This window comes from Pseudonocardia yuanmonensis, assembly GCF_039542425.1.
Lineage (GTDB): Bacteria > Actinomycetota > Actinomycetes > Mycobacteriales > Pseudonocardiaceae > Pseudonocardia > Pseudonocardia yuanmonensis.
In genome coordinates, this window is the sequence record NZ_BAABIC010000013.1 from 85262 (window position 1) to 112177 (window position 26916).

Here is a 26916-nt window from a genome sequence, read left to right on the forward strand (position 1 = left end):
CACCGGCCAGTTCCGCACACCGAGCTCGGCACAGATCTCCTCCAATGGAGGCGGAGGGATCCCGGGAGTCGCCGCCGCCGCGCACGCCCACATCTCCGCCGTCGCCAGCTCACGCGTCACCGGCGACTCATCCCGCTCCCTGACAGGAGCAACCCTGCCACCACGGACCCAACCCAGACAGGCCGCCACACCCGCAGCAAACGCCGACTGCTGCTCCCGGTCCACGGCGTAGCGGCCCAGTATCGCGCTCGTCGCGGGTTCTCCCGGCCTTATGATCGTTCGCACCCGTCGCCTCGTCTGACTGTGAGTCCGGGACCCGGGTCCGTAGGTTGCTGTAGAGCGGTCCGTCAACCTGGCCGTCAAACCGTTACCGGGGCAGCTCTCGCTTGCCCTCCGACGCAGTGGTGACCGCGGACGGACGACGCGCAGCGTCTCGCCACTGTGAGGGACTTGCCCCGAATCGGGAACGGAACCAGCGGGAGAAGGCGCTCGGTGCGGTGAACCCGAGCAGCTCGGAGACGGCGGTCAGCGAGTTGCGGTCGTTCGCCAGATGACGCTCGGCCAGCGCGGCGCGGGTGGCGTTGACGATTGAGGAGAAGGTCTCCTGCTCCGCCGCCAGGTGCCGGTGCAGGGTCCGCTGGGTCACGCCGAGGCTGCGGGCCACCTGGAGGGTCGAGCAGCGGCCCAGCGGCAGCAGCATCTCCACCAGCTGCCTGACCTGGTCCGACACCCCCGACGCCACCGCGCCCCGCGGTGAGGGCAGCGACTCCAGGAACCGGTGCGCGTACGGCTGCAGGAGAGGATCGGACGTCGCGTTCGGGGCGTCGAGCTGCTCGGCGAAGAAGACCAGGCCGGTGAAGGCGTGGTCGAACTGAAGGCGTGCTCCGAACGTGCTCCGATAGGTGTCGAGCGCGGCCGGCTTCGGGTGCGAGAAGCAGACGGACAACGGCGCCCACTCCGTGCCCAGCAGGTCCCGGATGATGCCGAGCAGCGCCGCGGTGGCCAGTTCCAGGGACTGCCGGGTGGGCGCGGGCTCGGCGAACTCGAGCCACAGCCGCATGGTGGCGAGGCTGTTCGCCTCGTCGAGGCGTAGGTGCAGAGCCTCGTTGTAGCTGCGTTCGTATCCGATCAACAGCTGGAGCGCGCTGCGCAGGTCGGGTTCCTGGCGGAGCACCACGCTCAGCGGCCCCAGGGTGGACAGGCGACGCAGGCCGGCGAGCAGGACGCCGAAGTCCTCGTGGGCGGACTGGGCGGCCGAGAGCTCCAGCAACTGCGCGACATCCGCCGCCGGGATCCACTTCTCCGGGGCGGCCAGGTCCGCGATGTTCAGCCCCACACTCTCGGCGAGCCGGACCGGGTCGAGCCCGAGCGAGCGGGCGAGCTGCAGATATCCGTCGAGCGTGGCAGAGCGAACGCAGGGACGCATGGCATCACCCCCTGGACGTGTCCGAACAAGTCAAGGGACGTGTCCGAGACGGTACAGCGTTCCGGGCCGGCCGCTGCCACGATTTATCACATCACGCAGGGCGCGAAACCAGGAGGAGTCCCGGGGCCGCCACGCCGGAAAAGACCCCGACGCGCCGCTAGGAATTCCGCTGCAAGAGCATCCTCCACATCTTCTTCCATGCAGCGTTGCAGTCGATTACAGCTCTCGATCAGGAATGGAGAACGACCCGATGGCGAAAGGTGTCCGCTTCCACGAGGTCGGCGCCCCCGAGGTGCTGCGGTGGGAATCCGTCGACGTGGGAGAGCCCGGTCCCGGTGAGGTCCGGATCCGGCACGTGGCCGTCGGTCTCAATTTCGCCGACACCTATTTCCGGACCGGCCTGTATCCCGCGGCCCTCCCCGCCGGCATGGGGGTCGAGGCGGCCGGGGTGATCGAGGCGCTCGGGCCCGGCGTGACCGGCTTCGCCGAGGGTGACCGCGTCACGTACACCGGCAGCCCGCTGGGCGCCTACAGCACCGAGCGGGTCATGGACGCGGCGCCGCTGATCAGGCTGCCCGACGCCATCCCGTTCGAGACCGCCGCTGCCATGACCATGCGCGGACTGACGACGGCCTACCTGCTCCGCCGCGTCGCGGACCTGAGGACGGGCGATACCGTCCTGCTGCACGCCGCCGCTGGCGGGGTCGGCCTGCTCTTCATCCAGTGGGCCGCGCTGCTCGGGATCACCGTCATCGGCACCGTTTCCACCGACGAGAAGGCGGAGATCGCCCGTGCGCACGGATGCACCCACACCATCGTCTACCGCCGCGAGGACGTCGCCGCGCGCGTCCGCGAGCTCACCGACGGGGCGGGTGTACCGGTCGTGTTCGACAGCATCGGCCGCACCACGGTGCCCTCGTCCCTGGACTCGCTGAGCCGGCGCGGGCTGCTCGTCTGCTTCGGCACGTCGTCCGGCCCGATCCCGCCGATCGACGCGATGCAGCTGGCGGTCAAGGGCTCCCTCTTCGTCACCCGCCCGGCGCTGGCCGACTACATCGCCGATCCGGCGGAGCGCGCGGCGCTCGCGGGTGAGCTCTTCGACCACGTCGGGTCCGGACGCATCACCGTCGAGATCAATCAGCGCTACGCCCTCGAGGACGCGGTGACCGCGCACCGGGACCTCGAGTCCGGTTGCAGCGTCGGTTCCTCGGTCTTCTGCCTGGACTCGGCCGCCGCCTGAGCGGCCGCCACCTCTACTGCTCGTCCGTGACCACCACCCCCAACCGGAGAAACCCATGCCCACAGTCGCGCCCTCCACGTCCGAGCGAGAAGGCGTCCCGTCGTTCCGAGTCGGCCCCGACTCCATCGAGGTCGTCCCGCTGACGGCGACCATCGGCGCGGAACTGCGCCGCGTCAGCCTGGCCCGGGTGTCCCGGGACCGCGCGCTCTTCAGCCAGATCAAGGACCTGCTGTTGCAGTACAAGGTCCTCTTCTTCCGGGATCAGGACATCTCTCGGGCCGAGCATGTCGCGCTCGCCGAGCGGTTCGGGCCCCTCGAAGACCACCCGGTCGCCGGCAGCGACCCGGAACACCCCGGTCTGGTCCGGATCTACAAGGACCTCGCCAGCAAGCCCGAGCACTACGAGAACGCGTTCCACTGCGACGCGACGTGGCGCACGGCCCCGCCGATGGGCTCGCTGCTCCGCTGCGTCGAGACGCCCCCGGTCGGCGGCGACACGATCTGGGTGAACATGGCCGAGGCATACCGGCGGTTGCCCGAGCACGTGAAGCAGCGGATCGCCGGCCTTCGGGCGCGGCACAGCATCGAGGCGAGCTTCGGTGCGGCGATGCCCGCCGAGCAGCGGCGCGCCTTGCACGAGCGCTTCCCCGACGCCGAGCACCCCGTGGTGCGGACGCACCCCGAGACCGGGGAGCAGGTGCTCTTCGTCAACGCCTTCACCACGCACTTCGTCAATTTCCACACGCCCGAGAACGTACGGTTCGGACACGATTACGCGCCGGGTGCGAGCGAGCTGCTGAACTATCTGGTCCGACAGGCCTCCGTTCCCGAGTACCAGGTCCGCTGGCGGTGGACGAAGAACAGTTTCGCGCTCTGGGACAACCGCTCCACACAGCACTACGCCGTTCAGGACTACTGGCCCGCCGTCCGCAAGATGGAGCGCGCGGGAATCGTCGGAACCCCCACCTTCTGATCCCTCTCGACCGATAGGAGAATGCCGTGTACTTCCTCGACGACTCGCTGTTCCCGGAGAACCAGGAGAAGCTGGTCATCACCGCGGCCCCGTACGGGCCGGAGTGGGAGCCCGCCGACTTCCCCGAGGACATCCCGCTGACCATGGACCAGCACGTCCAGCAGGCGGTGGACTGCTGGAACGCCGGCGCCACGGTGCTGCACGTGCACGTGCGCGAGCTCGACGGCAAGGGCTCCAAGCGGATGTCGCAGTTCAACGAGCTGCTCCGCCGGCTGCGTGAGGCCGTACCCGAGATGATCCTGCAGGTCGGCGGCTCGATCTCCTTCGCCCCGGAGGGCGACGGCGACGACGCCAAGTGGCTCTCCGACGACACCCGCCACATGCTCGCCGAGCTGGACCCGAAGCCCGACCAGGTGACCATCGCGATCAACACGTCGCAGATGAACATCGTGGAGCTGATGACCGCCGACGACATCCGAGGCACCTCGTTCGAGCGCCCGGAGCTGTGGGAGGCCTACCGCAACATGGATGTACCTGCGAACCCTGCGTGGGTCGAGGAGCACCTCGATCGCCTGGTTGCCCGGGGGATCCAGCCGCACTTCCAGCTGGCCCACTCGGCGCAGCTGGAGACGGTCGAGCGGCTGGTCCGGCGGGGCGTGTACACCGGTCCGCTCAACATCACCTGGGTGGCCATCGGCGGCGGCTTCGACGGCCCGAACCCGTACACGATGATGGACTTCATCCGCCGGGTACCGGACGGCGCCTCGCTGACCCTCGAGAGCATCATGCGCAACGTCCTGCCGATCAACACAATGGCGATCGCCCTCGGCCTGCACACCCGCTGCGGCAATGAGGACACCCTCTGGGGCCGGCTCGGCGAGAAGATCACCTCGGCCGCCGGCGTGGAGCAGCTGGTCCGGATCGCGACCGAGCTCGGCCGCGGCGTGGCGACCGGCAAGGAAGCGCGCGAGATCTACAAGCTCGACGAGTACTACGACAGCGCCGACGAGGCCCTGGCGAAGCTCGGCTACCCGCCGAACCGCCGGCCGGGCCAGGTCGGCTTCGTCCATCACGCCTGAAGCGACGACCGTACGCCCAGAATGCGGGCCGGCTCCCGGCCCGCCCTCCCGCCCTCCCGCGCTACCGTGTCGACCCGCGAACGACGGTTCGAGGTCGACCCCTCCCGGTCCTCCTGTGCAGGACGGCACCGGACATCGACAGCCGCACCGTCGCACAGGAGCGTCGCCATGGCATCACTGGTCGCCGAGGGACCGATCCACGATCGGGACCGCACCACCCGGGCCCGGGTCTTCCCCTGGGTGGTCTTCGCCCTCACCTTCGCACTTCTCCTGTCGGACTACATGTCCCGGCAGGTCCTCTCGGCCGTCTTCCCCGTCCTCAAGGCTGCGTGGGCGCTCACCGACACGCAGCTCGGGGCGCTCACCAGCGTGGTGGCCCTGACCGTGGGTGTGCTGGCCGTTCCGCTGTCCCTGCTCGGCGACCGGTGGGGCCGGGCCCGGTCCATCGTCCTGATGGCGGGGATCTGGAGCCTGGCCACCCTCGGGTCGGCGCTGTCGGCCAACTACGGCGAGCTCATGCTGTCCCGCATCTTCATCGGAGTCGGTGAAGCCGCCTACGGCAGCGTCGGTCTGGCCGTCGTCCTCGCCGTGTTCCCCGCCTACCGGCGGGCCTCGTTCACCGGCGCCTTCATGGCCGGGGGCTCGTTCGGCTCCGTGATCGGGGTGGCCCTCGGCGGCGTCCTCGCCGTCCACCTCGGATGGCGCTGGGCGTTCGCCGCGATGGCCATCCTCGGCCTCGCCCTGGTGGTGCTCTTCCGACTGCTCGTCACCGACGCGAAGCTGGACCGGCACCGGATCGATGATGCCGACACCGACGAGCCCCGGCCGGCGACGGCGCAGCGAGCCCGGCTGAGCACCCTGTTCGCCACGCCCTCGGTCATCTGCGCCTACCTCGGCAGCGGATTCCAGCTGTTCATCGCCGGCTCGCTGTTCGCCTGGCTGCCGAGCTACCTCAACCGCGCCTACGACCTGCCCGCGGACAAGGCGGCCGGTGTCGCGGCGATCGCCATCTTGTTCATGGGCGTCGGCATGATCGTCTGCGGGACGATCACCGATCGGCTGAGCCGGCAGGTCGCCGTCCGCAAGTGGACGACGGCGATCGTGTACTCGCTCGTGTCGCTCGTCTCGCTCGGCATCGGGTTCTCCCTGCCCGCCGGCGGCGTCCAGCTCCTGCTACTGGCGGTCGGTGTCTTCTTCGCGGCCGGCGCGAGCGGCCCGGCCGGCGCGATGGTCTCCAACCTGACCGCCGAGTCGATCCGGGCGACCGCGCTCGGCACCCTCACCCTCGCGAACAACCTGCTCGGCCTCGCCGCCGGACCGCTGGTGGTCGGCATCCTCGCCGACCGCGTCGGGCTGGTCGACGCCATGAGGATCATGCCGCTGGTGGCGCTCGCCTCGCTGGTCGCCCTGCTGATCGGGCGCAGGGCCTACCCTGCCAGCCTCGCCCGGGCGAGGGCTTCGGTGCAGACCCGATGACCGCACCGGGTGTCGTCCTGGTCCCGGGCCACCGCAGCCGTGTCGAGGTGGCGAACGGGACCGTGCGAGCGGAGGCGCCGCAGGTGAGGCCCGCATGACCGCCGTCGAGCCCGTCCACCACAGCGAGGCGGGCGGCGCCGATCCCGAGCTCATGGCCGAGAAGGCTCGCCCGACGCTGTGGGCCGGGCTGATTGCCGCCGCCCTGGGCCTCGCCGCAGCGGTGCTCGCGCACCACGTCGTCCCCGCGGTCGGCGTCCTCACCTGGGCCGTCGGGCTGGGGATGGTCGCCGGCAACACGGGGCTGCTGCCCGCACCGGCCCGGGAAGCGCTCGGCCCGCTGACGAAACGCCTGCTGCGGATGGGGTCGTGCTCCTCGGGTTCTCGGTCTCCTTCGGAGCGATCGCGGGTCTCGGGCTCGGGACCATCGGTCTCGTCCTGGTCACGCTGCTGGTCACACTGCTGGTCACACTGTGGCTGGGCCAGCGGGCGCGGCTCAGTACCGCGCGCAGCCTGCTGCTCGGTACGGGCTTCGCGATCTGTGGCGCCTCGGCGATCGCGGCCATGCAGGACGCCGCGGGAGCCGACGAGGAGGACGTCGCCGTCGGCGTCGCGATGGTGACCCTCTTCGGCACCGTCGCCATGGTGCTCCTGCCGCTGCTGGCGCACCCGCTCGGGCTGAGCGATGCCCAGTTCGGCATCTGGGCCGGTGCCAGCATCCAGGAGGTCGGCCAAGTGGTCGCCGCAGCCGGTGCCGGGGGTGCCGCCGTCGTCGCCGTCGCCGTCGTCGTCAAGCTGACGCGGGTGCTGCTCCTGGCACCGGTCGTCGCAGCGGTGAACGTCCGACGCCGGATGGCCGACCCCGACCAGTCGGTCGCAGGCAAGCGGCCACCGCTCGTCCCGCTGTTCGTCCTCGGGTTCCTCGCATGCGTCGCCTTCCGCAGCACCGGCGTCGTGCCCGCCGGCGCGCTCGAAGTGATCTCACAAGTTCAGGTAGTGGCGCTGGGTGCGGCGCTCTTCGGCATGGGTGCCGGGGTGCGGATCTCCGCGCTGTTCCGCCGCAGCGGGCCCGTCCTCGTCGTGGCGACGCTCTCCACGTTGGTCGTTACGGGCATCTCCCTGGCAGGGATCGTCCTGCTCGGGCCGTAGCTGCTCGGGCGGCGACTGCCTGTGCGGTGATCGCTCGGACCGGGCTCCCAGGCCGGGGTCCGAGCAGTGGCGTGCCTTTCGAGCCGTCGGCGCGGGAACAGACCGCCAGAGCGTCCTGGCCGCGTCAGGTCGCTGATGCCCGAGCGCACGACGCTGCGGACGTTCCAGGCGGGGTGGCTGCCGACGGACCTGATTGCCGGCGCGGTGCTCATCGCGCTGCTCGCTCGGCCCGATGACGGTGACCACCGTCCTCCTGCGTTCGCGTGGCCTCGGCACTCGCAGTCGTGCCCTGTGCGATCACCGGCGTGGGACCAGGCGGCCCTCGCGACCGGGTCCGGTCAGCACACGTGGACGTGAGGGCCCGTGTGAGAACGACCGGTGATGGCACCTGCGGCCGGGACGGTGATCACCCATGCCAGGTGAGGTGGCCCATTCGCGGTGCGACCACCCTGGGCCGAGGCGGCCGAGGCACCTGGTGAGGGATCCGGCGGAACGCGGCGCTGTGTCCTCGAGCCGCCGCTCGGCGCACCGGCGGCTTCCGGAGGAGGACCGACATGACCGGAGGCATCGCCGCGGGCCAACCGCGCGCCTCGACCGACCGGTCGGACCGTGATGGCGCAGCTGGTGGCCGCGCTGCTCAAGACCGTGAGGAGACGGCCCTGCGGGCCCGTGTCTCCGGTCTGATGCCTCGGGCGCTTACGGAGCTGGCCGAGCTCGTGGCGATCCCGTCGGTCGCCGATCCGCGCCAGTTCCCGCCGGAGGAGTGCGCCCGGGCGGCGAACTGGGTGGCCGACGCGTTCCGGGGCGTGGGCTTCGACGATCTACGACTCGCGGACACATCGGACGGCAGCGCCGCGGTCGTCGGCTCGCGGCCGTGCGGTGTCACGGGCGCACCGACGGTGCTGTTGTACGCGCACTACGACGTCCAGCCCCCACTGGACGAAGGATCCTGGCACACCCCGCCGTTCCGGCTCACGAACGTCGACGGCCGCTGGTACGGGAGGGGAGCAGCCGACTGCAAGGGAAACATCCTCATGCACCTCACCGCGCTGCGGGCCCTCGGCGACGAGGTTCCCGTCGACCTGAAGCTGGTCGTCGAGGGCTCCGAGGAGCAGGGCACCGGCGGGCTCGAGGCGTTCGTCCGCGAGCATGCGGACCAGCTGCGCGCCGACGCGATCATTCTGGCCGACACCGGGAACGCGGCGGTGGGCTCGCCCGCAGTCACGGTGAGCCTGCGGGGTGTGGTCGACCTCGTCGTGACCGTGGACGCGCTGGACTCGGAGTTGCACGCCGGCGTGTTCGGCGGGGCGGTCCCCGACGCCCTCACCGCCCTCGTCGCGATGCTGGCGACCCTGCACGACCAGCAGGGGAACACGACCGTGCGGGGCCTGCCCAACACCCAGGTCTGGTCGGGGGCGCCCTACCCGGAGACGCAGTTCCGCGCCGACGGCGGCCTGCGCAGACGGACGCCGGTCCTCGGCGACGGCAGCATCGCCGACATGCTGTGGGCCCGCCCCTCGCTCTCCCTACTCGGGATCGACTGCCCGCCGGTCGTCGGCTCCGCCGCCGCGCTCGTGCCGCGGGCGCGGGCCCGCCTGAGCCTGCGCGTGCCACCCGGCGTGGCACCCGAGGAGGCCGGCCATGCCATCGTCGGCCACCTGCTCGAGGTGGCACCGTGGCAGGTCAAGGTCAGGGTGGAGATCGAGGCGACCGGCCGCCCCTTCCGCGCGGCCACGAACGGGCCCGCCCACCGAGCCATGGCCGAGGCCCTGCACACCGTCTACGGCGTACCCGTCTCGCAGCTGGGCCAGGGCGGCTCGATCCCGCTCTGCGCCGTCCTGGCGACCACCTACCCCGAGGCGGAGATCCTGCTCATCGGGGTCGAGGAGCCGTCCTGCCGGATCCACGCTCCCAACGAGAGCGTCGCCCCTGAGGAGATCGCCAACATGGCACTCGCGGAGGCGTCGTTCCTGCTGGACTACCCGGACGCGAAGCAACGACGATGACCTACTCGATCCTCGGTCTCGACCCCGCCAACGGCGATCTGGGTGTCGCCGTCCAGTCCAAGTTCCCCGGCGTCGGGGGCCTCGTCCCGTACGGCGAAGCAGACGTCGGCGCGGTCGCGACCCAGGCTTTCGGGAATCCCCGGCACGGCACCGTGGGACTGACCCTCCTCAGATGCGGCGCCACTCCCGCCCAGGCCCTCGACGTCCTGCTCGGCGGCGACCCCGACGAACGCAGGAGACAGTTCGCGCTGATCGACAGGCACGGCACCGTCGCCTGCCACACCGGCGCCGAGCTGCACACCTGGGACGGCTGGGCAGGCAGCACCAGCGGTCGCCACTGCGTCGCCCTCGGCAACGGCCTCGCCGGCGGTGACGTCGTCGACCGGATGGTTGCGACGTTCGACGCCTCGCACGGCTGTCTGGCCGAACGACTCATCGCGGCCCTGGAGTCGGGCGAGCGGGCGGGCGGCGACATCCGCGGGCAACAGTCCGCCGCGCTTCTGGTCGTCAGGCGCGACGGCGGCTACGGATCACTGGATGACCGACACGTCATCATCTCGATCTACGACCACGCCCGGCCGATCGACGAGTTGGTCCGGTGCTACGCGCTGCACAGGCTCTCGTACTTCCCGAGCGACCCGGACAAGCTCGTCCCGATCGGTCCCGAGCTCGCTGTCGAGCTGAAGACCCTGATGGCGGGACGGGGCTTCTACACCGGCGTACTCGACGACAGCTGGGAGGCCGCCGCTCGGCGACGGTTCGAACTCTTCCTCGGGAGCGAGAACTACGACAACCGAATCAACGGCGGCGAGCTGCTCGACCTCGAGGTCCTCGCCGACCTCCGCCTGCGCTACCGCCACCCGGAATCGCCCTCCTCGGGGGACACCGCGGCCGCTCGCGGGCGGTTCGGTGATTCCTGTCGTTCCACTGAAAGGACGTGACCACGATGTGCCGTTGGATGGCGTATCTCGGCGACCCGATCCTCGCCGACGACCTGCTTTTCCGGCCGGAGCACTCGATCATCGACCAGAGCCTGAACGCCCGGCTCGGCGGAGGGATCACGACCAACGGCGACGGCTTCGGCATCGGCTGGTACTCCCCCGACGACACCTCCCCTGCGGTGTTCAAGAGCACCCACCCGGCCTGGAACGACGAGAACCTGCGCGAGGTCGCTCCCCGGATCCGCACGCCCCTGCTGTTCGCACACGTCCGTGCGTCGAGCGGGACCCCGGTCCAGCGCAGCAACTGCCATCCCTTCCGGTTCGGCCGGTGGTTGTGGATGCACAACGGCTCGCTCGCCGAGTTTCCGCGGGTCAGACACGACCTGCAGATGGCGGTGGACCCGTCGCTGTACCCGCTGATCGAGGGCAACACGGACACCGAGACCCTCTTCTTCCTGGCGCTCACCTTTGGTCTGACGGACGATCCGCCCGCTGCCGTCGCCCGTGCGGTCGGCTTCGTCGAACAGGTCGGGTCGCGCCACGGAATCGACTACCCGGTGCACATGACCGCAGCCGCCACCGACGGCGAGTCGGTCTGGGTATTCCGCTACTCCAGCGAGAAGGCGACGAGCTCGCTCTACTTCTCCAACGACGTGGTGCAGGTCCGCCGCCTCTACCCGGATCTCCAGTCCCTCGAGCGGCTGGGCACCGACACCCGGTTCATCGTCTCGGAACCACTGCGTGACCTGCCCGGAGCATGGACCGAGGTCCCCGAGGCCTCATGGGCGCTCATCCGGCGCGGCGAGCAGCAGGTCCACCTGTTCCAACCGACCGTCCCCGTGTGAACCGCTGCGGCTCGTGGCACGGGGCCGGGCGTCGAACCCGTCGCTCAGCCTGCCGCCGCGCCGCTGACGGCCCGCTCCAGACTCCGCTGCAGGTGGAACCGCTCGTTCGGGTTGCAGAGGCGGTCCGGCACCGTCTCCATTGACGGGCAGCTGTCCGGCGACGTCATGGGCCAGGCTGGAACCCGAGGCAGCCGACGTCGATGAACTGTAGTCGGTAACAGCGCCTCGCCCGTCAACGACTCGATAACGTGACGCAATCTGCTGCGCGCTTCGCAAAGGCCGACGCAAATCTGGTTGGCGACTACCTCGCAACCTTAGACAGGCCGGCCCTCGACCGCCTTCACCTGAGCCTGGACTATCGAGTGCACAAGGTGCTCGACATTCCGGACGAGGAGCGGGGATTGTACGCCCTCCTTGCGGCCATGGTCCGTGGAGAGAAAGCTCGGAGGGACGAAATCGCAGCCCGCGCGGAACGCGCTCGCCCGGTAGATGCATGAAAGCGCCATTGGATCGACGCGGCGACGCGGCTTCCAGGCGCGTACCAACCGCGTTCTGGCCGAGGACCAGTTCCGCGGCCCGCGCACGCCCCGGAGTTCGCCGACCGTCTGGCGTCGATCCTTCGAGGCAGACCAGGGGCTCCACCGGTGGGCTGGACGGCGTCGCTTGCCTGGTGGTGACGGCGGGGAAGGCGGACCCTGCAGGCTGGACGGCTCCCCCCGGACAACCGCGCTCGGACCCGCTGCGGGCGGCGTGACGGATGTGCCGGAACCGTAACGCGCGCCGACGGATCGCCGATGCGTCTCGGTGGCTCCCCGTCATCGGTCCCGAGGCCAGGCGCTTCATACGCAGCCGGGTTGGTCTCCGCTCGTTGCGCACCCGACCGCCGCACCGTGCGAGCGCCGCTCCCGAGCCTGGCTGGCGGCGGCAGTCATGATCAGCATGGTGCTTGCGCTACTGCTCGTGGTGTGTCTTCCCGCGATGGACTTCTAGCTCCACGCCGAGCCGGATCGCCGGGCGGCGCGCGCTGCACCGGCTTGTCGACGAGGCGATGATTCCCGGGTTCGTCGACCTTAGTGGCTGATGACGCAAGCCTGCGTGGCCAGGTCATCGGCGAGGTCTCGCGCCGGGGTGACGGAGTGAGTAGGTAAGCCGATCGACACCGTCCCCGTTCTCATGAACGCTGACGAACATGCCAACGCGCTCCCTCGCCGACGTCTTGGCCGATCTCCTCGGCCGGGAGGTCGTGCTGGTCTACACCCAGCTCCGCGCGTCGGATCAGACCCCGTCACGGACACCACCGGCGGCACCCTGACGGAGTTCGACGACGAGAAGCTGACCGTCCGCCGCGACGACCTCGGCAGTGGCTTCCCGACCGAGTGGACGACGGTTTCTCGCGCCGCGGTGCTCGAACTGGTCAGCCGAGCGAACGGCCACGAGGACACGCAGACCATGCGGGCGGCCGGCTTCGTTCGTTGAGCCACGGAGCTCCCGCATGGCCTGATACGGCGTGGACGCGCACCGCTCCGGAGCTCTTCGTCCGGGGCGGCAGCCAGGAGCTTGAGGACGATCCGGGAGCCGTCGTCGCGGTCGAGGGCGCCGTCCTGGCCCGGGGCAAGGATCCGTACTTCCCGGCGTGGCCGGATGTCGTCCAGCTCAACGCGTTTGCCCCCGCCCTCCGGACCGCCGTTGTCGACACGCTTTGCGACATCGCCGAGCAGTGCGACGGGGTGCGCTGCGATATGGCGATGCTGATGATGAACAGCGTCTTCGAAAGGACCTGGGGGGCTCGGGTCGGGGCCCCACCTGAGCAGGACTACTGGTCGCGGTCATCCCCGCGGTCCGCAAGGCGCACCCCGGTTTCCGTTTCCTCGCGGAGGCCCACTGGGACCTCGAATGGGCGCTGCAGCAACAGGGCTTCGACTTCTGCTACGACAAGCGTCTCTACGACCGGCTCGTGGCGGGCGATGCGCGGGGGATCCGGGCCCACCTGTCCGCGGACCGGCAGTACCAGCAGCGGCTGGTGCGGTTCATCGAGAACCACGACGAGCCGCGGGCTGCGGCGGTCTTCGACGAGCGGCGGCAGCGCGCCGCCGCGGTCGCGACGCTGACCCAGACCGGCGCCCGCCTGGTCCACGACGGCCAGTTCGACGGCCGGAGGGTGCGGCTGCCGGTGTTCCTCGGCCGGTACCCGGACGAGGTGGGCGACCCCGATCTGGCCGGTTTCTACGACGCCCTGGTCAGCGCCCTGTCGGATCCCACCTTCCGCACCGGGACCTGGGAGCTCTGCGACTGCACGGGATGGCCCGGCCCCGACACTGCCGACACCGCGGCTGATCTCCTCGCCTGGTGCTGGAGCGGTGAGAGCCGATGGCTCGTCGTGGTCGACCTCAGCGACCGCGAGGCCACCGGCCACGTCCGAGCACCGTGGACCGACCTGCGGGGCGACACCTTCATCCTCACTGACCCCACCACGAACGCCGTGTTCGACCGCTCCGGAGACGACCTCACCGACGGGCTCTACGTCGGCCTGGGGCCGGGGGCCTGACATCTCTTCCGCGTCGAGTCCAGTGACGAGCACTGACATCGCCAGAAGGACACCGACACGTACGAGGAGATGGGCGGGTCCTCGCGATGGTGCACAACCCTGCAAGAGGAGGAACAAGAGCATGAGCCGATTCGAAGCATGGGACGCGCCACACCCCGACGAGTTGACCGCAGCCGGTGTCCCGTGTCACCCCGAGCGGAGGAGGCGGTGCGGGAGACCGGCGACGACGGTAAGCGCTCAGCCCAGTCCCCCGGGCCGCCACGGCCCGGTCACCGACATCCGAGAGGGAGACAGAGATGGCGATCGGACCGGTCCAGTTGATCGTGCTGGGTTTTCAGAACCCCGACTTCCACGGCGAGATCATCGGCGAGCTGGAGCGACTGCGAGAAAGCGACACCGTGCGTGTCATTGACTCGCTAGCGGTGTACAAGGACGCCCAGGGAGAGGTCGAGGTCGAGCATCTCAGCAACCTGACCGAACAGGAGGCCGTCGAGCTCGGCAGCAAGGTGGGCGCGTTGATCGGACTGGGCATCGAGGGTGAGGAGGGGTTCGACGAGGGCGCGATAGCCGGCGCCGAGGCCATGGCCGACGGGATTCACATGTTCTCCGACGAGGACGCCTGGGACGTGCTGGCGGAGATCCCCGACAACTCGGCGGCCGCGCTGCTTCTGATCGAACACCACTGGGCGGTGCCACTCCGCGATGCCATCGCGAAGGCAGGCGGGTTCCGCGTCGCGGATGGGTTCATCAGCCCGCTGGACCTGATCAAGATCGGACTGGTCTCCGAGGCGGAGGCTAGGGAGATGCACGAACTCGAGAAGGCGTCGACCGGCGCCTCGTGAATGGCAGGCTCATCACACACGGAGGTAGAGATGTTCGGATCGCGCAGGGTTGCTCGCCGCACGGCCCGCCGCACCGCTCGCCGAGTCAACCGCCGTCAGGACCGTCGCGACTAGGCTAGGGCGTGTCCTGCAAGTCCTGGCGGAGCCAGAGGATCGTGGCGGCGATGGTGATCTCGGCGCGGAAGTAGGCGGCGCGTTTGGCGTAGCGGGTGGCCAGGTCGCGGAACTGTTCGAGTCGGTTGAAGCAGCGCTCGAGGACGTTGCGGCCGGCGTAGACGACCGGGTCGAACGCGGGTGGGCGTCCGCCGCGGGAGCCTTTGGCGTGGCGGCGGGCGATCTGGTCGTCGCGCTCGGGGCTGGTGAATGCGATACCGCGGCGGCGCATCGCCGCCCTGATTGAGGGGTGGGAGTAGGCCTTGTCCGCCACGACCCGGTCCGGGCGCTTGCGCGGGCCGCCGGGAGCGTCGCGGCGCACGGAAATCTCGTCGAGCAGCGGTAGCAGTTGTGGGTTGTCCCCGGCCTGGCCCGGGGTGAGCAGGACCGACATCGGCAGGCCCCGGCGGTCGACGGCGAGGTGGATCTTGCTGGTCAGCCCGCCTCGGGACCGGCCGAGGGCTTCGCCGTCGACGGCGAGGTCTTCGATCTTTGATTCTGGCAGAGGACCTCCAGTCGGAGGAGGTGCGTCAGGCACACCCACTCCGCCTGGAGGTCCTCGCCTTGATCAAGGCGACGCATCGACCAGGCTGTCGACAACGGCCGGGGTCAGTACTCCTGGACGAACATCGAACGGCCGTCCGCAGCGCCGTCGATGACGACCCCGCTGACATCGATCGTCATGGCTCCTCCCCGTGGCCGGATCAGGACGACAGCCCCACCCAGCGTCGCCCGTTGGCCTGGACGACGCGGCCGAACGCCGACCCGCTGAAGTGCCCCTCGGCTCCGATCGCTGACGGTGTGCCCTCGAGCTCGGCAGCGATCTTGTCGCGGGTCCGGGCCGCGGTGTCCGGGTCGACGTCGAAGATGATCCGGAGGTCGCCGTCGCCGAGCTGGATGGGGCAGTGCACGACGTCGCCGAGGATGATCGCGCGCTCAGTGCCGGAAGAGACCACCAGCGAGCAGTGGCCGGGGGTGTGACCCGGACTGGCGAGCACGTTCACCCCGCGCGCCAGAACCTGACCGTCGACGACCGACTCCACGCGGCCCTGCAGGGGCGCCTGCACCGCCTCGGGGTGCGGCCCGACCGCCGCCAGCCCCTCGTCGGTGACGTCCTGCCAGAACTCGAACTCGCCGTCGCCGACCAGGTGGCGGGCGTTGGGGAAGGTCAGCTTGCCGTCCCGTGCGGTCCACCCGACGTGGTCGAGGTGCAGGTGTGTGTAGAACACCGTATCGACGTCGGCGGGCTGCACGCCGGCCTGGCGGAGGCTGGACAGCAGCCGCCCGCCGCGGAACTCCCCGCCGACGGACTCGAAGGGTACGGTCATGTCCCCGAAGCCGAGGTCGACAACGATCTTCTCGTCGCCGGTCTCGATGAGGAAGCCGCCGAGGGTCAGCAGCAGCAGGCCGTCGGCGTCGAACAGCTCGCGGTGGGCCTCCCACAGCTCGGCGCTGCCGGTCGGGAACACCGCCTCCGCCGACACCACGGCGTCGCCATCGGGCAGATATGTGATCCGGATGTCGCCGACGTCGACGGACTCCACCGGAGCGGGACGGGCGGGAGCGGTCATGCCAGCGCTCCCAACACCGGCTTGAAGGGGAAGATCTGGGTGTCGACGACGACGCCGTCGGCAACATACGGGTCGCCGTCGAGCACCGACTTCAGCTCGGCCGCGTCAGCGACCTCGGCGACGAGGATGCCGCCGGTGCCGTCCTCGAACGGGCCTGCGATGCGGATCGTGCCCGCCGCGACCTGCTCCTTGAGGTACGCACCGTGCGGGCCGCGCACCTTGTCGATCAGCTCCTTGTCCTCGGTGTACTTCCAGACCACGGTGAAGAACGCCATGCGATGTCTCCTTCGGATGTCGGGCTCACTGCCATTCACAGTGCGCCTGGATGCCGGCCCCGTCGTCGGTCAGCCGGCCCTTGTCGCCCGCGTACGCGAGCATCGCGGTGAAGGCGGCGGGCCGGTCGTCACGACGCGCCCCTGCGCCATCCGCTTGATCGTGCGCGGCACCTCGCCGGTCCCACCGGCCTCGCGGAACACCTCGTGGAGGACGTGGTGGCCCCCAGAAGTGCTTCCACCCGGTGCCGCTGCTGTTCAACGTGCTGGCGATGATCGCCGTTCGTCAGGGACCCGGAGCTCGGAGGACACCCGCGTTGGGCTCGCCGCCGCCCGGGTCGGTGCGGCCCAGCGTGCTGACCCCGGCCGTGCTGGGCATCGCCCGACCGGTGGAGCAGGCCACGCTGTCCGTGCTCATCAGATCGGATCTCCTCGAGATCGTACGATCAGGTCACGGCGAAGCCCTTGTAGCCGGCGTCCGCCATTTCGGACCACTTCTGGAAGTAGGTCGGCAGGCCGCCGGGGTAGTTGAGCAGCTGGCGCGGCTTGCCGGGGACGTTGGCGCCCATGTACCAGGAGTTGGCCTTCTCGTAGAGGCCGGCTTCGGTCAGCTCGGCGACGTGCGAGGTCCAGTTCCGGTCCGAGTCCGGCTCGGACTCGATCCGGCTGTAGCCGTTGTCGCGCAGGTAGTCGAGAGTGTCGAGGATCAGGTCGCCCTGCAGCTCTGCGCAGGTCGGGCCGTTGCAGAAGCCGGATGGGCTCTGCGGGCCGTAGAGGAAGAACATGTTCGGGAACTTGGCCGTAGCGACTCCGAGGTAGGCCTCGACACCGTTGGACCACTTGTCCTTGAGCGAGTGGCCGTCGGTGCCCACGATATCGATCGCGGTCAGCCCGCCGGTCACAGCGTCGAACCCGGTGGCGAGCACGATGATGTCGAACTCGCGATCGCCGGAGGCGGTTCGGATCCCGTGCGGAAGGATTCGCTCGATCGGGTCCTCGTGCAGGTCGACCAGTTCGACGTTGTCCTGGTTGAAGATGTCGTAGTAGGTGCGCTCCAGGGAGGGGCGCTTGACGCCGAAGGGGTAGGCCTTCTTCAGCGGCGCGAGCTTCTCCCGCAGGATCGGGTCCTTGATGCGGGCGCGCGTGCGGTCCCGCCAGAAGCGGTAGGCAGTGTCATTCGCCTCCTCCTCGAACAGGACGTCCTGGTAGGTGCCGAGCCAGAACTTGAATCCGCCCTCCCACAGCTCCTCGTAGGTGGCAGTGCGCTCCTCCTCGCTCACCTCGAGTGCGGACTTGGGGATGAAGTCCCACTCGAAGCCGGCGAAGGTGGTCCCGCGACGGCTGAAACGCTCCTCGAGGTCGAGCTTGATTCGCTCGTTGTCCTCGTCGCTGAGGTCGAACTGGCGCATCGGGAGCGCCTGGACCGGGGTGCGCTGGAAGATCGTCAGCTGCGAGGCGGACTTCGCGGCCTCCTGGGCGACCTGCACCCCGCTCGCACCGGTGCCGATGATGGCGATCCGCTTGTCGCGCAGGTCGACACCCTCCTGCGGCCACAGCCCCGTGTGGTGGCTGACGCCCTCGAAGTCGTCGAGGCCGGGGATGTCCGGGAAGATCGGCTTTGACCCGAACCCTGTGCAGAGCACGAGGTACCGGCAGATGGTCGTCGAGCCGTCGCCCGCCTCGACCGTCCAGCGGTTGGTCTCCTCATCGAAGGTCGCCGATTCGACCCTGGCGTTGAAGCGGATGTCCTTGCTCAGGTCGAGCTTCTCGTCGACGTGCGCGAAGTAGCGGCGCAGCTCCTGCCAGCCCGGGTACAGCTCGGAGAACCCGAAGTCCTTCCACAGGTCCTCGCGGGTGAACTGGTAGATCGGGCCTTCGCTGTCCACGCGGGCGCCCGGGTAGCAGTTCCAGTACCAGATGCCACCCATGCCGCCGCCGGCCTCGAGCACCTTCGCCTTGAATCCGCGCTTGCGGAGGTTCTCGAGCTGGTAGAGACCGGCGAAGCCGGCCCCGACGATCAGGACGTCGAGCTCCTCGACGCTGGTAGTAGTCATGGTGGAACTCCCTCTCCTCGTTGAGTCTCGAACGGAATGACGATGCGAAAGCCCTGGCGGCGGTCTATGCGGATCGGATGTAGGCGGTCTTGACGGTGGTGAAACCTGCGCCGCGACGACGGCGACGCGTCCGACATTCGGGTTGCGCCTTCGCGGCCGCGGCGTACGCGTCGGCCACGTCCGCGGCGGTCGCGGCCGAGTAGGCGCCGGTCTCCCGCCGCGGATCCGCGGGGTCGGTGGCGCGGAACGCCGCCGCCGCGGACCGCCACCGGCCGTCGATGAACAGCGATTCCCCCGCCGGCGCGGGTGCAACGGTGGTCATCGGTCCCCCGCCTCGGATGACGGGCGGGACGCGGTACCCGCGGGTTCGCGAGGGTCGTCGGGGCTGGCGAAGGGTCCGGCCTTCGGGCCGGGAACGAGGCCCGGCGCCCAGCCCCGCACAGGGCTGCGAAGGTGAAACAGCAGCAGTGGCCATAGGGCCTGGCCGCCTGCCGTCACAGCCATTGTCGTCACGGCGTCGTCCCATCCGTGGAGATGTCCGTACTCGTTGCGCCACGCGAGCGCCCGGGTGGTCGATTTGTGCAGGTCGTGCTCTGCCGTCGTGCCGATCGCCCCGTGGACCTGGTGGGCGTTGCGGGTCACGACGGAGGCCGCGTGGCCGGCGCAGGACCGCGCGGCCGCGACCGCGAACGGCAGGCCAGGGTCCCCGGCCGCGGCCAGGTCGACGGCCCCGTCGACGGCCGCCCGAGCGAGGGTGGCCTCCGCGGCGGCGTCGGTGATCAGCGCTTGGACGGCCTGGAAGTCCGCCAGTCGGCGGCCGAACTGCACGCGGGTCCCGGCGTGCTCGATGCTCAGCTCGACGGCCCGCTCGAGGGCCCCGCAGATCTGCGCGGCGCGGGCCAGCGCGCCGCGCAGCAGCAGGTCCTCGACCAGGCGCCGCTCCACTGACACGCCACGCATGGGGCCTGCATCCACGACGGTGCTCCGAGGCTCGCCCGCCAGGTTTGTCCCGTGCTCCAGGACGAGGTCGGCGGGTGCGACCACGGCGACGCGCCACCCGTCGCCGTCGGGCCGGACCAGGATGACCCGGTCGGCGACGGCGGCGTACGGCGCGGCCCCGCGCCCGTCGACGCCGAGGACGCAGACGGTGTCCACACCCCCGTCCTCGGCGGCCGGTAGTCCGGTCCGGTCCAGCAGCCACCCGGCCAGCAGGTCGTGCTCGACCTGCGGGACGTCGAGCGCGTGGAAGGCCAGCCTCCGAATGAGGTACGCCCCGTCCGGCCACTCCGCCCCGCTGCCTCCCGAGGCCTCCGGCGAGGTCAGCCGGGCGAACCCCAGGTCGGTCAGCGAGGCCCACAGGTCCCGGTCGAAGGAGGTGGCGCCGCGGTCGTTCGCGGGCCGGCCGCGCCGGTCGCCCAGCACGGAGTCGATCGTCTCGGCCAGCAGGGGGTCGACGTGTCGGGCGCTCATCGGCGGACTCCGATCTGGCGCGCGACGATCCCCCGCAGGACCTCGTTCGAGCCGCCGCGCAGGGTGAAGCCGGGCATCTCGAGCAGGCTCGCCCGCACGTGCTCTTGCAGCCAGGGTTCACGGTCCGGCGGGAGGCCGCCCGCGAGCGCGTCCGCGACGTCGGCGATGTCGCCCTCGTGCCGGGTCCCCAGCAGCTTGACGACCGCGGCTTCACTGGACGCCGAGTCGCCCTGCGCGAGGGTCTCCGCCACGTCCGCCGACATGCGGTGCAGGGCCGCGGTGCGGGCGACGAGCCGGCCGACACGAGCGTCCGCGGGCACCGAGCCGCGCCCGGTGGCGGCTACCAGCTCCTGCAGCAGGGGATAGGTCGACAGCAGCCGCTCCGGGCCGCTGCGCTCGAAGGCGAGCTCCGAGGTGACCTGCTTCCACCCGTCCCCGATGGTGCCGAGCACGCCGCCGTCCGGGACGAATGCCTCGTCGAGCACCACTTCGTTGAAGTGGTGTTCCCCGTTCATCGAAGTGATCGGCCTGACCTGTACCCGGGGGTTGTCGAGCTCGACCACGAACTGGCTGAGCCCGGCGTGCCGGTCGTCGGGGTCGGTCGCGGTGCGGGCCAGCACGACCAACGCGTGTGCCCGGTGCGCCCCGGAAGTCCACACCTTCGTGCCGGTGAGCTCCCACCCGCCGTCGACCTCGGTGGCACGCGTGCGGACGCTCGCCAGGTCCGAGCCGGAGTCGGGCTCGCTCATGCCCAACCCGAAGTAGTACGCGCCGGAGGCGATCCGAGGCAGGTAACGCCGCTTCTGCTCCTCGGTCCCGTACTTGAGGATCGAGGGCGCGATCTGCCGGTCGGCGATCCAGTGGGCGGCGATCGGGGCGCCGGCGGCGAGCAGCTCCTCGGTCACGGCGAACCGCTCAAGATACCCCCGGTCGTGGCCGCCGAACTCGGCCGGAATGGTCATCCCGACCCAGCCCCGCTCGGCGAGCGTGCGGCTGAACGACTCGTCCCAGCCGGTGAGCCAGCTGTTGACCCGGGGAGTGAACACGCCCGCCTCGACGGCTCCCGCCAGGAAGCGGCGCACCTCGGCTCGCAGCTCACGCAGTTCCGGTCTCGGCCGGTCCGTGATCGTCGAGGTCATCACGCGCACTCCTCGTTCACGGGGGCCGGGTGGTCGCCCGCCACGACGTTGCGGGCGAACAGGTCCGCGACCTCGCCCGGCGAGTAGCCGGCCTGGGCGAGGATCTCGGCGGAGTTCTCCCCAAGACGCGGGGCGTGGCGAGTGAGCCCGACCGGGGTCTCCGAGAAGTCCATCGGGGTCGGGGTCACGAAGTACCGGCCCTCGGAAGGGTGCTCGACACTGCGCAGAAGGTTCCGCTCGCGGACGTAGTCGTCTTCCCCCACCGCCGCGAGGTCGAGCAGTTCGCTTGCCGGGATTTCGTGCTTCGCACAGAGCTCCAGCCACTCGTCGGTCGTCCGGTGCCGGGCCATCTGACCGACGGTGGCGAGCAGCTCGTTCATGTTTCGGTGGCGGACGTTGACCTCCCGGAACCGCGGGTCGTCGGCGAGTTCGGGCTGGCCGGCGAGAGCGAAGAAGTCACGCCAGTTCTGGTCGGAGTACGGCATGATGCAGATCCACCCGTCGGCCGTCCGATGCGGCCGGCGCTCCGCCACGAGGATCCTGGACCAGCCGAAGTCCCCCTCGGGCGGATCAAAGGTGTGACCACCCAGGTGCTCGACCAGGTTGAACGCAATCATCGCATCGACCATCGGCACATCCACGCTCTGTCCCCGGCCCGTCGTGCGGGCCCGCAGCACCGCCGCCAGGGCCGCGACCGCGATGTGCAGCGCGACCACCTTGTCCGCGATGACGTATGGGGCGTAGCTCGGCTGCCCGTAGACCCGGTCGGTGAGCAAGGCCGCACCCGACGCCGCCTGCACGATGTCGTCATAGGCCGGGCTGTCCGCCAGCTCTGTCCGGGAGCTGTAGGCCTGCGCGGTGCACATCACCAGCCGCGGGTTGCACTCGGACAACGCCTCGTAGGTGATGCCCAGGCGCTCCCGGGACCGCGGCCGCAGGTTCGTGACGATCACGTCGGCGTCCTCGACCAACCGCCGCAGCGCCGCAAGCCCGTCCGGCTCACGCAGGTTCAGCGCGATGCTGCGCTTGTTGCGCTGCAGGTTCAGCGTCATCGCGGTCATCCCGGCGTGGCGGCGGGCGCCGATGCCGCGGGTCATGTCTCCGTCCAACGGCTCGACCTTCACCACGTCGGCACCGAGGTCGCCGAGCACGGCCGTGGCGTACGGACCCATCACGACGGTCGTGAGATCGATGACGCGAACGCCTTGCAACGGCCCGACCGCGCTGGGCCACGTCGCGCCATCCGGGCGGCCTGGATCATCTGTGATGTCTTGCACAGGCCGTACTGTGCCACCCAGCTGCTGAGACCGCAAGTACGTGAAATACTACGTATATACGTTGCGGTTAGGATGAGCGGGGAGGCGGGCATGACGAGACACGGCGCGATGCGGGGACGCGGACGACCTCGGCATCGCATGATCGATCTGATGGCGGCCCTGCTCCAGGAGGCGGCACGGTCTCCGGACGGTCTGACCCTCACCGAGATGGCCGCGAGGTCCGAGGCACCGCTGAGCACGGTGCAGACCCTGGTGAACGGGCTCGTCGTCGCCGGATATCTCGATGAGCGAGCGCGGCGCTACACGCTGGGAGCCGCGCCCTACCTGCTGAACTTGATGGCCGGCCGGTACATGCCCGGGAAGGTGACCCACGAGCACCTGGAAGCGATACACGGCGAGACCGGCCTGACGACGGTTCTCTCAATTGCGGTCGCCAACGACCTGTTCTACGTGGACCACGTGTCGAACGATCCGAAGTACGCATACCTGGCGGAGAACCGAGTGCGGCGGTCTCTCATACGGGCCTCGTCCGGCTGGGTCCTGCTTGCAGGCATGGAACAGCGCACTCTCTGGACCTACCTCCGGAATCTTCCTCGGGACGAGGAGCAGTACGTCGACCTCTTCCTCGACCATCTTCAAGAGCTGCAGGAAACCGGGATCTGCGCCTCCCCGCGCGTCTCTGACGTCGGCGAAGGAGTGTCGATGGCCGTCAAGGAAAACGGCCGGACCAGGGCGGCGATCGGGATCGTCGGAACTCGGCAAGACATATCAGCCAGATGCGACGAGTTGGTGGAGACGCTTCTGCGCCATCAACCTTCGTTCAGCCTCGGTGCACCATCCGAATGATTCGATGAGGGTGCGTGGTGCACGAATGGCGTCCCGGCCTGGAGCGACAGGGCTTGCGGAACGTCCTACGTCCGCACAGAAGGGCATGTGGACGCGCATCCGTCTGGCCTCGGGCCGAGGCGTCATGCCATGGCGAAGTGCCCACCGAGATTCGTCGCGATAGCATGAGGTTGCCGCCACGACGTGTCTGGAGTACGAGAATTCTCCTCTGCGGGGGCCATGATAGGCACCAGCCGCATCAGCGCAGCTCGGCCGCCCGCGATGAGGCCTCAGGAGCATGGCGGGACCCAGTCGGAGGCCACGAAGGAGGCCGCGCGGTCGCGCTCGTCCGCGTGAGCTGTGGTCAGCCGCCCCCGACCAGCGGCACGATGTGGACTTCTTGCTCATGTCCGAGAACCAGGGAGCTGACCAACTCCGGCCCGCGCCGATCGGCAGATCTCGTAGCGGCGCGTCCGGGTTGGCAGCGTGAGCACCCTCCGCTGACGTGGTGCACCCCTGTAGGTCCCGCCCGGAACGACACATCGCCGTCGCCGCTCCGACCGGCAATCGGCGCGATCGCTGCAGCTACTTCGAACTCGCAGTGCGGCCACGCTGCCGCTCGAGCTCCCGTCTGCCGTAGGTCGCCTTCCGGACGGCCTCTTCGCTCTCGAGGCTGGAGCCGAGCGCCCCGGCCACGATACCGACCGAGCTCGCCAGCCACACCAGCTTGAGGTAGGCGCCGGACGAGGGTGGTTGGTGCAGCTGGGAGGAGAAGTAGCCGGGATCGATCAACGCGAGCGCCGCGAGCAGCCCGGCGAGGTAGAGGAGCACGTACATGCAGGTGACCCCGAAGATCATCGTGATCGCGGTGGCGGCGTTGTAGAGCACCGCCTTGGCCCGGGCGTCCCGGTCGTCCGGGCGGTCCCAGAGGTGGTTGTAGGCGATCAGCCAGGTCGCCATGGCCAGGATCGCGACCACGGAGATGAGCAGCAGCCGCAGCGACGACAGCGAGGTCGCCATCGTCCAGAAGCTCGTGGTCACGATGGCGTAGGCGCCGGTCGCGGCGGCCGCTGCGGTGGCGCTGGACAGGTGGGGGACCAGCCGCCACGGGCGGTTGTCGCGCACCATCCCGGCGAGCAGCCGCAGCCTGCCGCGCAGCCCGACCAGGGCGAGATGTGCGTCGGTGTCCTCCTCGGCGCTGACGTGGCGCAGCGGGCTCCACCGCGGGATGTCCGGGGGGCGTTCTCCGTCGGAGCGGTGTTCGTGCCCGGTGAGGGCCCGCACGAGGTGCACGACCGCCCGGCGCGCCCGTCGGCGCACGCCCAGGGCCCCGAGCCCGGGCAGCGAGACCATCCCGCTGCACGCGCGTCCGCTCAGGACAGTGGCGATGGGGCGAGTCCCGACCCGGCGGGGCAGGTCGGTCACCACGATCATGACGTCCCACTCCTGGCGCTCGCGGTGCTCCCGCGCGAGCGACTCCAGCGGGACCAAGCCCTCGTCGTCGAGCGGAATCTCGCGGGTCTCGGTGCTCACGACCCACTCGGTCGCGTCGTCGACCTCTCCGGCGAGCACCTCGGACAGATCGGGCTGCAGCGCGGCCGCGAGATCGGTGGGAGCACCGGGATCGGCCAACAGCCCGACCCGGATCCGGCGACCGCGGTGCCTCCCCGGCCGGGCGGACCCCCCTTCCGCCCGGCCGGGCGAATGCTCACGTGTTCGGTCGTCCATGGCGCTCCTCGGTCGTCGACGTGCCGGCGCCCTCACCGGGCAGCAGGCCCGTCACGGTGTGAGCACGACCTTCTCGCAGTCCTCCTGCTTGTTCTTGAAGATGTCGTAGCCGCGCGGTGCCTCCTCCAGGGACAGCCGGTGGGTGATGATTCGCGTCGGGTCGAGCTCGCCGCGCTCGATCCGCCGCAGCAGCGGGGTCATGTACCGCTGCACATGGCACTGTCCGGTCCGTAGGGTCAGCGACCGGTTCATCCAGGCCCCGGCCGGGAACTTGTCCACCATCCCGCCGTACACCCCGATGACCGACACGATCCCGCCGCTACGACAGGACACGATCGCCTGACGCAACGCGTGGGGGCGGTCGGTCTCCGACCGGACGGCCTGCTTGACGCGGTCGAAGGCGTGAATGTGTGCGCTGCCGTGGGTGGCCTCCAACCCGACGGCGTCGATGCACTTGTCCGGGCCACGGCCGCCGGAGAGCTCCAGCAACCGGGACCGGACGTCGACCTCCTCGAAGTTCACCGGGATGTGCCCGGCCTCCTCGGCCATCCGCAACCGGTACGGCTCCTTGTCGATCGCGATCACCGAAGCGGCGCCGAGCACCCGGGCGCTGTCCATGGCGAACTGGCCGACCGGACCCGCGCCCCACACGGCGACCACGTCGCCGGGCTGGATGTCGCACATCTCGGCCCCCATGTAGCCGGTGGGCAGGATGTCGGACAGGAAGAGCACCTGCTCGTCGGTGAGCTCGGACTCGATCTTCAGCGGTCCCACGTCCGCGAACGGGACGCGGGCGTACTGCGCCTGTCCGCCGGCGAACCCGCCGGTCAGATGCGCGTAGCCGAACATCCCTGCCAGGGGGTGGCCGAACATCTTCTCCGCGATCCCGGCGTTCGGGTTGCTGTTCTCGCAGCAGGAGTACAGCTGCGCCGCGCAGGCCCCGCACGCACCGCAGGCGATCGGGAAGGGCACCACCACGCGGTCACCGACCCGCACTCGCGCCGGATCGACACCGGTGCCGACCTCGACGACCTCGCCCATGAACTCGTGGCCCATGATGTCGCCGTCCTGCATCGTCGGCACGTACCCGTCGAGCAGGTGCAGATCCGAACCGCAGATCGCCGTCGAGGTGATCCGCACGATCGCGTCGCGGTTGTTCAGGATGGCCGGATCCGGCACGTCCCGGACCTCGACCTCGTTGCGGCCGGCCCAGCAGTTCGCCCTCATACCCCCAGCACCTCCCGCCGTTCCTCGGCCGTCAGCGGCTGGGCCGGGCGCTGCGGGAACTCCTTGCGCGCCCGCTTGCCCCACGGCGCGCCGTCCGAGCGCACGACCTCACCGGCCTCCAGGACCTGCTTGAGCCGGCGCAGGTCGTCGTCGAGCTGCTGGTGAGGCTCCTCCCCGAAGTACTTCGCGACCGCCTTGCCCAGCTTCCCCGCCCCGATGTCGTAGACCAGGTGCACGTGTACCTCGGTGCTCACCCCGTCGGGCGCGAGGACGAAGGACACCGTGCCCTGGTTCGGAACGTCGGCCTCCTCGGCCGAGCGCCATCCGATCCGCTCGTTCGCCACGTCCTCGGTCAGCACGGCTTCCCACTCGACCTTGCGGTCGAACGGGGCGCTCGCCACCCATGTGCTGGTCTTCTCGCCCGTCGTCCGCACCTCGTCGAGGTGCTCCATGAACGTCGGCAGGTTCTCCAGACGACGCCAGAACGTGTACACCTCCGATACAGGTCTGCGCACCGTCGTCGTCGCTGTCAGATCCATCGAGCCTCCTTGGACGTCCGAGTCCGGTCGACACGGCCGTTGCGCACGAAAAGCCCTGCAACAAACGCAGCAAGTACCACCCACACGCCCTTGCACACCTGTACCGGCGAGGCAACTCGGACCGACCCGCCGCATACCCGCG

Annotated in this window: 25 protein-coding genes; 12 read left to right on the forward strand and 13 right to left on the reverse strand. The window is 69.9% G+C overall.

Features of this window, described 5'->3' with window-relative positions; genetic code table 11:
* Nucleotides 1–367: 367 nt before the first annotated feature.
* Complete coding sequence (locus tag ABD990_RS19740) at nt 368–1426, reverse strand: AraC family transcriptional regulator (RefSeq protein WP_345382082.1); 1059 nt, start codon at nt 1424–1426, stop codon at nt 368–370.
* 250 nt (nt 1427–1676) lie between these two features.
* Between ABD990_RS19740 and ABD990_RS19745 the strand changes: the two genes are divergently transcribed.
* From ABD990_RS19745 to ABD990_RS19795, 11 genes are all read left to right on the forward strand, one after another.
* A complete protein-coding gene (locus ABD990_RS19745) occupies nt 1677–2666 on the forward strand; it encodes a quinone oxidoreductase family protein (protein ID WP_345382083.1) in 990 nt (329 codons plus the stop codon).
* A 55-nt stretch (nt 2667–2721) separates the two neighbouring features.
* Nucleotides 2722–3639 (forward strand): TauD/TfdA dioxygenase family protein, encoded by a 918-nt coding sequence (locus ABD990_RS19750; protein WP_345382084.1) that lies wholly within the window; start codon nt 2722–2724, stop codon nt 3637–3639.
* Nucleotides 3640–3665: 26 nt separating this feature from the next.
* A complete protein-coding gene (locus ABD990_RS19755) occupies nt 3666–4718 on the forward strand; it encodes a beta-keto acid cleavage family enzyme (protein WP_345382085.1) in 1053 nt (350 codons plus the stop codon).
* A 168-nt stretch (nt 4719–4886) separates the two neighbouring features.
* Nucleotides 4887–6194: an MFS transporter gene (locus ABD990_RS19760; RefSeq protein ID WP_345382087.1), complete on the forward strand. Its 1308-nt coding sequence runs from the start codon at nt 4887–4889 to the stop codon at nt 6192–6194.
* A gap of 366 nt (nt 6195–6560) precedes the next feature.
* Complete coding sequence (locus tag ABD990_RS19765) at nt 6561–7340, forward strand: YeiH family protein (RefSeq protein WP_345382088.1); 780 nt, start codon at nt 6561–6563, stop codon at nt 7338–7340.
* A gap of 659 nt (nt 7341–7999) precedes the next feature.
* Entirely contained in the window at nt 8000–9346 is a 1347-nt protein-coding gene (locus ABD990_RS19770) for a dipeptidase (RefSeq protein WP_345382208.1), read from the forward strand.
* Nucleotides 9343–10287 (forward strand): DUF1028 domain-containing protein, encoded by a 945-nt coding sequence (locus tag ABD990_RS19775; protein ID WP_345382089.1) that lies wholly within the window; start codon nt 9343–9345, stop codon nt 10285–10287. The genes ABD990_RS19770 and ABD990_RS19775 overlap by 4 nt, the downstream gene beginning before the upstream one ends.
* Before the next feature lie 17 nt (nt 10288–10304).
* Nucleotides 10305–11132, forward strand: a complete 828-nt coding sequence (locus ABD990_RS19780) for a class II glutamine amidotransferase (RefSeq protein ID WP_345382090.1) — start codon at nt 10305–10307, stop codon at nt 11130–11132.
* A gap of 1173 nt (nt 11133–12305) precedes the next feature.
* Complete coding sequence (locus ABD990_RS19785) at nt 12306–12608, forward strand: hypothetical protein (RefSeq protein WP_345382091.1); 303 nt, start codon at nt 12306–12308, stop codon at nt 12606–12608.
* Between the two features lie 478 nt (nt 12609–13086).
* On the forward strand, nt 13087–13677 hold the full coding sequence (locus ABD990_RS19790) for an alpha-amylase family protein (RefSeq protein WP_345382092.1): 591 nt from the start codon (nt 13087–13089) through the stop codon (nt 13675–13677).
* A gap of 296 nt (nt 13678–13973) precedes the next feature.
* Nucleotides 13974–14519, forward strand: a complete 546-nt coding sequence (locus tag ABD990_RS19795) for a hypothetical protein (protein WP_345382093.1) — start codon at nt 13974–13976, stop codon at nt 14517–14519.
* A 115-nt stretch (nt 14520–14634) separates the two neighbouring features.
* Here ABD990_RS19795 and ABD990_RS19800 read toward each other — a convergent pair whose 3' ends face one another.
* From ABD990_RS19800 to ABD990_RS19840, 9 genes are all read right to left on the reverse strand, one after another.
* On the reverse strand, nt 14635–15210 hold the full coding sequence (locus ABD990_RS19800; RefSeq protein ID WP_425569627.1) for an IS5 family transposase: 576 nt from the start codon (nt 15208–15210) through the stop codon (nt 14635–14637).
* A gap of 166 nt (nt 15211–15376) precedes the next feature.
* Nucleotides 15377–16243 (reverse strand): MBL fold metallo-hydrolase, encoded by an 867-nt coding sequence (locus ABD990_RS19805; RefSeq protein ID WP_345382094.1) that lies wholly within the window; start codon nt 16241–16243, stop codon nt 15377–15379.
* Nucleotides 16240–16518: a YciI family protein gene (locus tag ABD990_RS19810; RefSeq protein ID WP_345382095.1), complete on the reverse strand. Its 279-nt coding sequence runs from the start codon at nt 16516–16518 to the stop codon at nt 16240–16242. The genes ABD990_RS19805 and ABD990_RS19810 overlap by 4 nt, the downstream gene beginning before the upstream one ends.
* A gap of 283 nt (nt 16519–16801) precedes the next feature.
* The gene (locus ABD990_RS19815) at nt 16802–16933 is read right to left on the reverse strand and encodes a hypothetical protein (protein ID WP_345382096.1); all 132 of its coding nucleotides are present in this window, start codon (nt 16931–16933) and stop codon (nt 16802–16804) included.
* Between the two features lie 28 nt (nt 16934–16961).
* Nucleotides 16962–18569, reverse strand: a complete 1608-nt coding sequence (locus ABD990_RS19820; protein ID WP_345382097.1) for a flavin-containing monooxygenase — start codon at nt 18567–18569, stop codon at nt 16962–16964.
* A gap of 64 nt (nt 18570–18633) precedes the next feature.
* Nucleotides 18634–18891: a hypothetical protein gene (locus ABD990_RS19825; RefSeq protein ID WP_345382098.1), complete on the reverse strand. Its 258-nt coding sequence runs from the start codon at nt 18889–18891 to the stop codon at nt 18634–18636.
* Nucleotides 18888–20039, reverse strand: a complete 1152-nt coding sequence (locus tag ABD990_RS19830) for an acyl-CoA dehydrogenase family protein (protein WP_345382099.1) — start codon at nt 20037–20039, stop codon at nt 18888–18890. Before ABD990_RS19830 ends, ABD990_RS19825 begins: the two co-directional genes overlap by 4 nt.
* Nucleotides 20036–21178, reverse strand: coding sequence for an acyl-CoA dehydrogenase family protein (locus ABD990_RS19835; protein ID WP_345382100.1), 1143 nt, complete (start codon nt 21176–21178; stop codon nt 20036–20038). Before ABD990_RS19835 ends, ABD990_RS19830 begins: the two co-directional genes overlap by 4 nt.
* Complete coding sequence (locus ABD990_RS19840; protein ID WP_425569628.1) at nt 21178–22455, reverse strand: CaiB/BaiF CoA transferase family protein; 1278 nt, start codon at nt 22453–22455, stop codon at nt 21178–21180. Before ABD990_RS19840 ends, ABD990_RS19835 begins: the two co-directional genes overlap by 1 nt.
* A gap of 138 nt (nt 22456–22593) precedes the next feature.
* On the opposite strand from ABD990_RS19840, the gene ABD990_RS19845 reads away from it, so the two are divergent.
* On the forward strand, nt 22594–23301 hold the full coding sequence (locus tag ABD990_RS19845) for a helix-turn-helix domain-containing protein (protein ID WP_345382103.1): 708 nt from the start codon (nt 22594–22596) through the stop codon (nt 23299–23301).
* 564 nt (nt 23302–23865) lie between these two features.
* Here the strand turns inward: ABD990_RS19845 and ABD990_RS19850 are convergent.
* The 3 genes from ABD990_RS19850 to ABD990_RS19860 all read right to left on the reverse strand — a co-directional run bounded on the left by ABD990_RS19850 (nt 23866) and on the right by ABD990_RS19860 (nt 26774).
* Complete coding sequence (locus ABD990_RS19850) at nt 23866–24912, reverse strand: hypothetical protein (protein ID WP_345382104.1); 1047 nt, start codon at nt 24910–24912, stop codon at nt 23866–23868.
* Between the two features lie 147 nt (nt 24913–25059).
* Nucleotides 25060–26235 carry a zinc-dependent alcohol dehydrogenase gene (locus tag ABD990_RS19855; protein ID WP_345382105.1) on the reverse strand — a complete coding sequence of 392 codons (1176 nt, stop codon included), beginning with the start codon at nt 26233–26235 and terminating at the stop codon, nt 25060–25062.
* Nucleotides 26232–26774: an SRPBCC family protein gene (locus tag ABD990_RS19860; protein WP_345382107.1), complete on the reverse strand. Its 543-nt coding sequence runs from the start codon at nt 26772–26774 to the stop codon at nt 26232–26234. The genes ABD990_RS19855 and ABD990_RS19860 overlap by 4 nt, the downstream gene beginning before the upstream one ends.
* Between the last annotated feature and the right edge of the window lie 142 nt (nt 26775–26916).

Bases quoted from the DNA above. Each gene is read 5' to 3' on its own strand.
- ABD990_RS19750 (WP_345382084.1), top strand. From the start codon at position 2,722: ATGCCCACAGTCGCGCCCTCCACGTCCGAGCGAGAAGGCGTCCCGTCG.
- ABD990_RS19855 (WP_345382105.1), bottom strand. From the start codon at position 26,235: ATGAGGGCGAACTGCTGGGCCGGCCGCAACGAGGTCGAGGTCCGGGAC.
- ABD990_RS19860 (WP_345382107.1), bottom strand. From the start codon at position 26,774: ATGGATCTGACAGCGACGACGACGGTGCGCAGACCTGTATCGGAGGTG.
- ABD990_RS19820 (WP_345382097.1), bottom strand. From the start codon at position 18,569: ATGACTACTACCAGCGTCGAGGAGCTCGACGTCCTGATCGTCGGGGCC.
- ABD990_RS19785 (WP_345382091.1), top strand. From the start codon at position 12,306: ATGAACGCTGACGAACATGCCAACGCGCTCCCTCGCCGACGTCTTGGC.
- ABD990_RS19835 (WP_345382100.1), bottom strand. From the start codon at position 21,178: ATGACCTCGACGATCACGGACCGGCCGAGACCGGAACTGCGTGAGCTG.
- ABD990_RS19810 (WP_345382095.1), bottom strand. From the start codon at position 16,518: ATGGCGTTCTTCACCGTGGTCTGGAAGTACACCGAGGACAAGGAGCTG.
- ABD990_RS19745 (WP_345382083.1), top strand. From the start codon at position 1,677: ATGGCGAAAGGTGTCCGCTTCCACGAGGTCGGCGCCCCCGAGGTGCTG.
- ABD990_RS19815 (WP_345382096.1), bottom strand. From the start codon at position 16,933: ATGAGCACGGACAGCGTGGCCTGCTCCACCGGTCGGGCGATGCCCAGC.
- ABD990_RS19775 (WP_345382089.1), top strand. From the start codon at position 9,343: ATGACCTACTCGATCCTCGGTCTCGACCCCGCCAACGGCGATCTGGGT.
- ABD990_RS19845 (WP_345382103.1), top strand. From the start codon at position 22,594: ATGATCGATCTGATGGCGGCCCTGCTCCAGGAGGCGGCACGGTCTCCG.
- ABD990_RS19830 (WP_345382099.1), bottom strand. From the start codon at position 20,039: ATGAGCGCCCGACACGTCGACCCCCTGCTGGCCGAGACGATCGACTCC.
- ABD990_RS19825 (WP_345382098.1), bottom strand. From the start codon at position 18,891: ATGACCACCGTTGCACCCGCGCCGGCGGGGGAATCGCTGTTCATCGAC.
- ABD990_RS19780 (WP_345382090.1), top strand. From the start codon at position 10,305: ATGGCGTATCTCGGCGACCCGATCCTCGCCGACGACCTGCTTTTCCGG.
- ABD990_RS19795 (WP_345382093.1), top strand. From the start codon at position 13,974: ATGGCGATCGGACCGGTCCAGTTGATCGTGCTGGGTTTTCAGAACCCC.
- ABD990_RS19760 (WP_345382087.1), top strand. From the start codon at position 4,887: ATGGCATCACTGGTCGCCGAGGGACCGATCCACGATCGGGACCGCACC.
- ABD990_RS19805 (WP_345382094.1), bottom strand. From the start codon at position 16,243: ATGACCGCTCCCGCCCGTCCCGCTCCGGTGGAGTCCGTCGACGTCGGC.
- ABD990_RS19740 (WP_345382082.1), bottom strand. From the start codon at position 1,426: ATGCGTCCCTGCGTTCGCTCTGCCACGCTCGACGGATATCTGCAGCTC.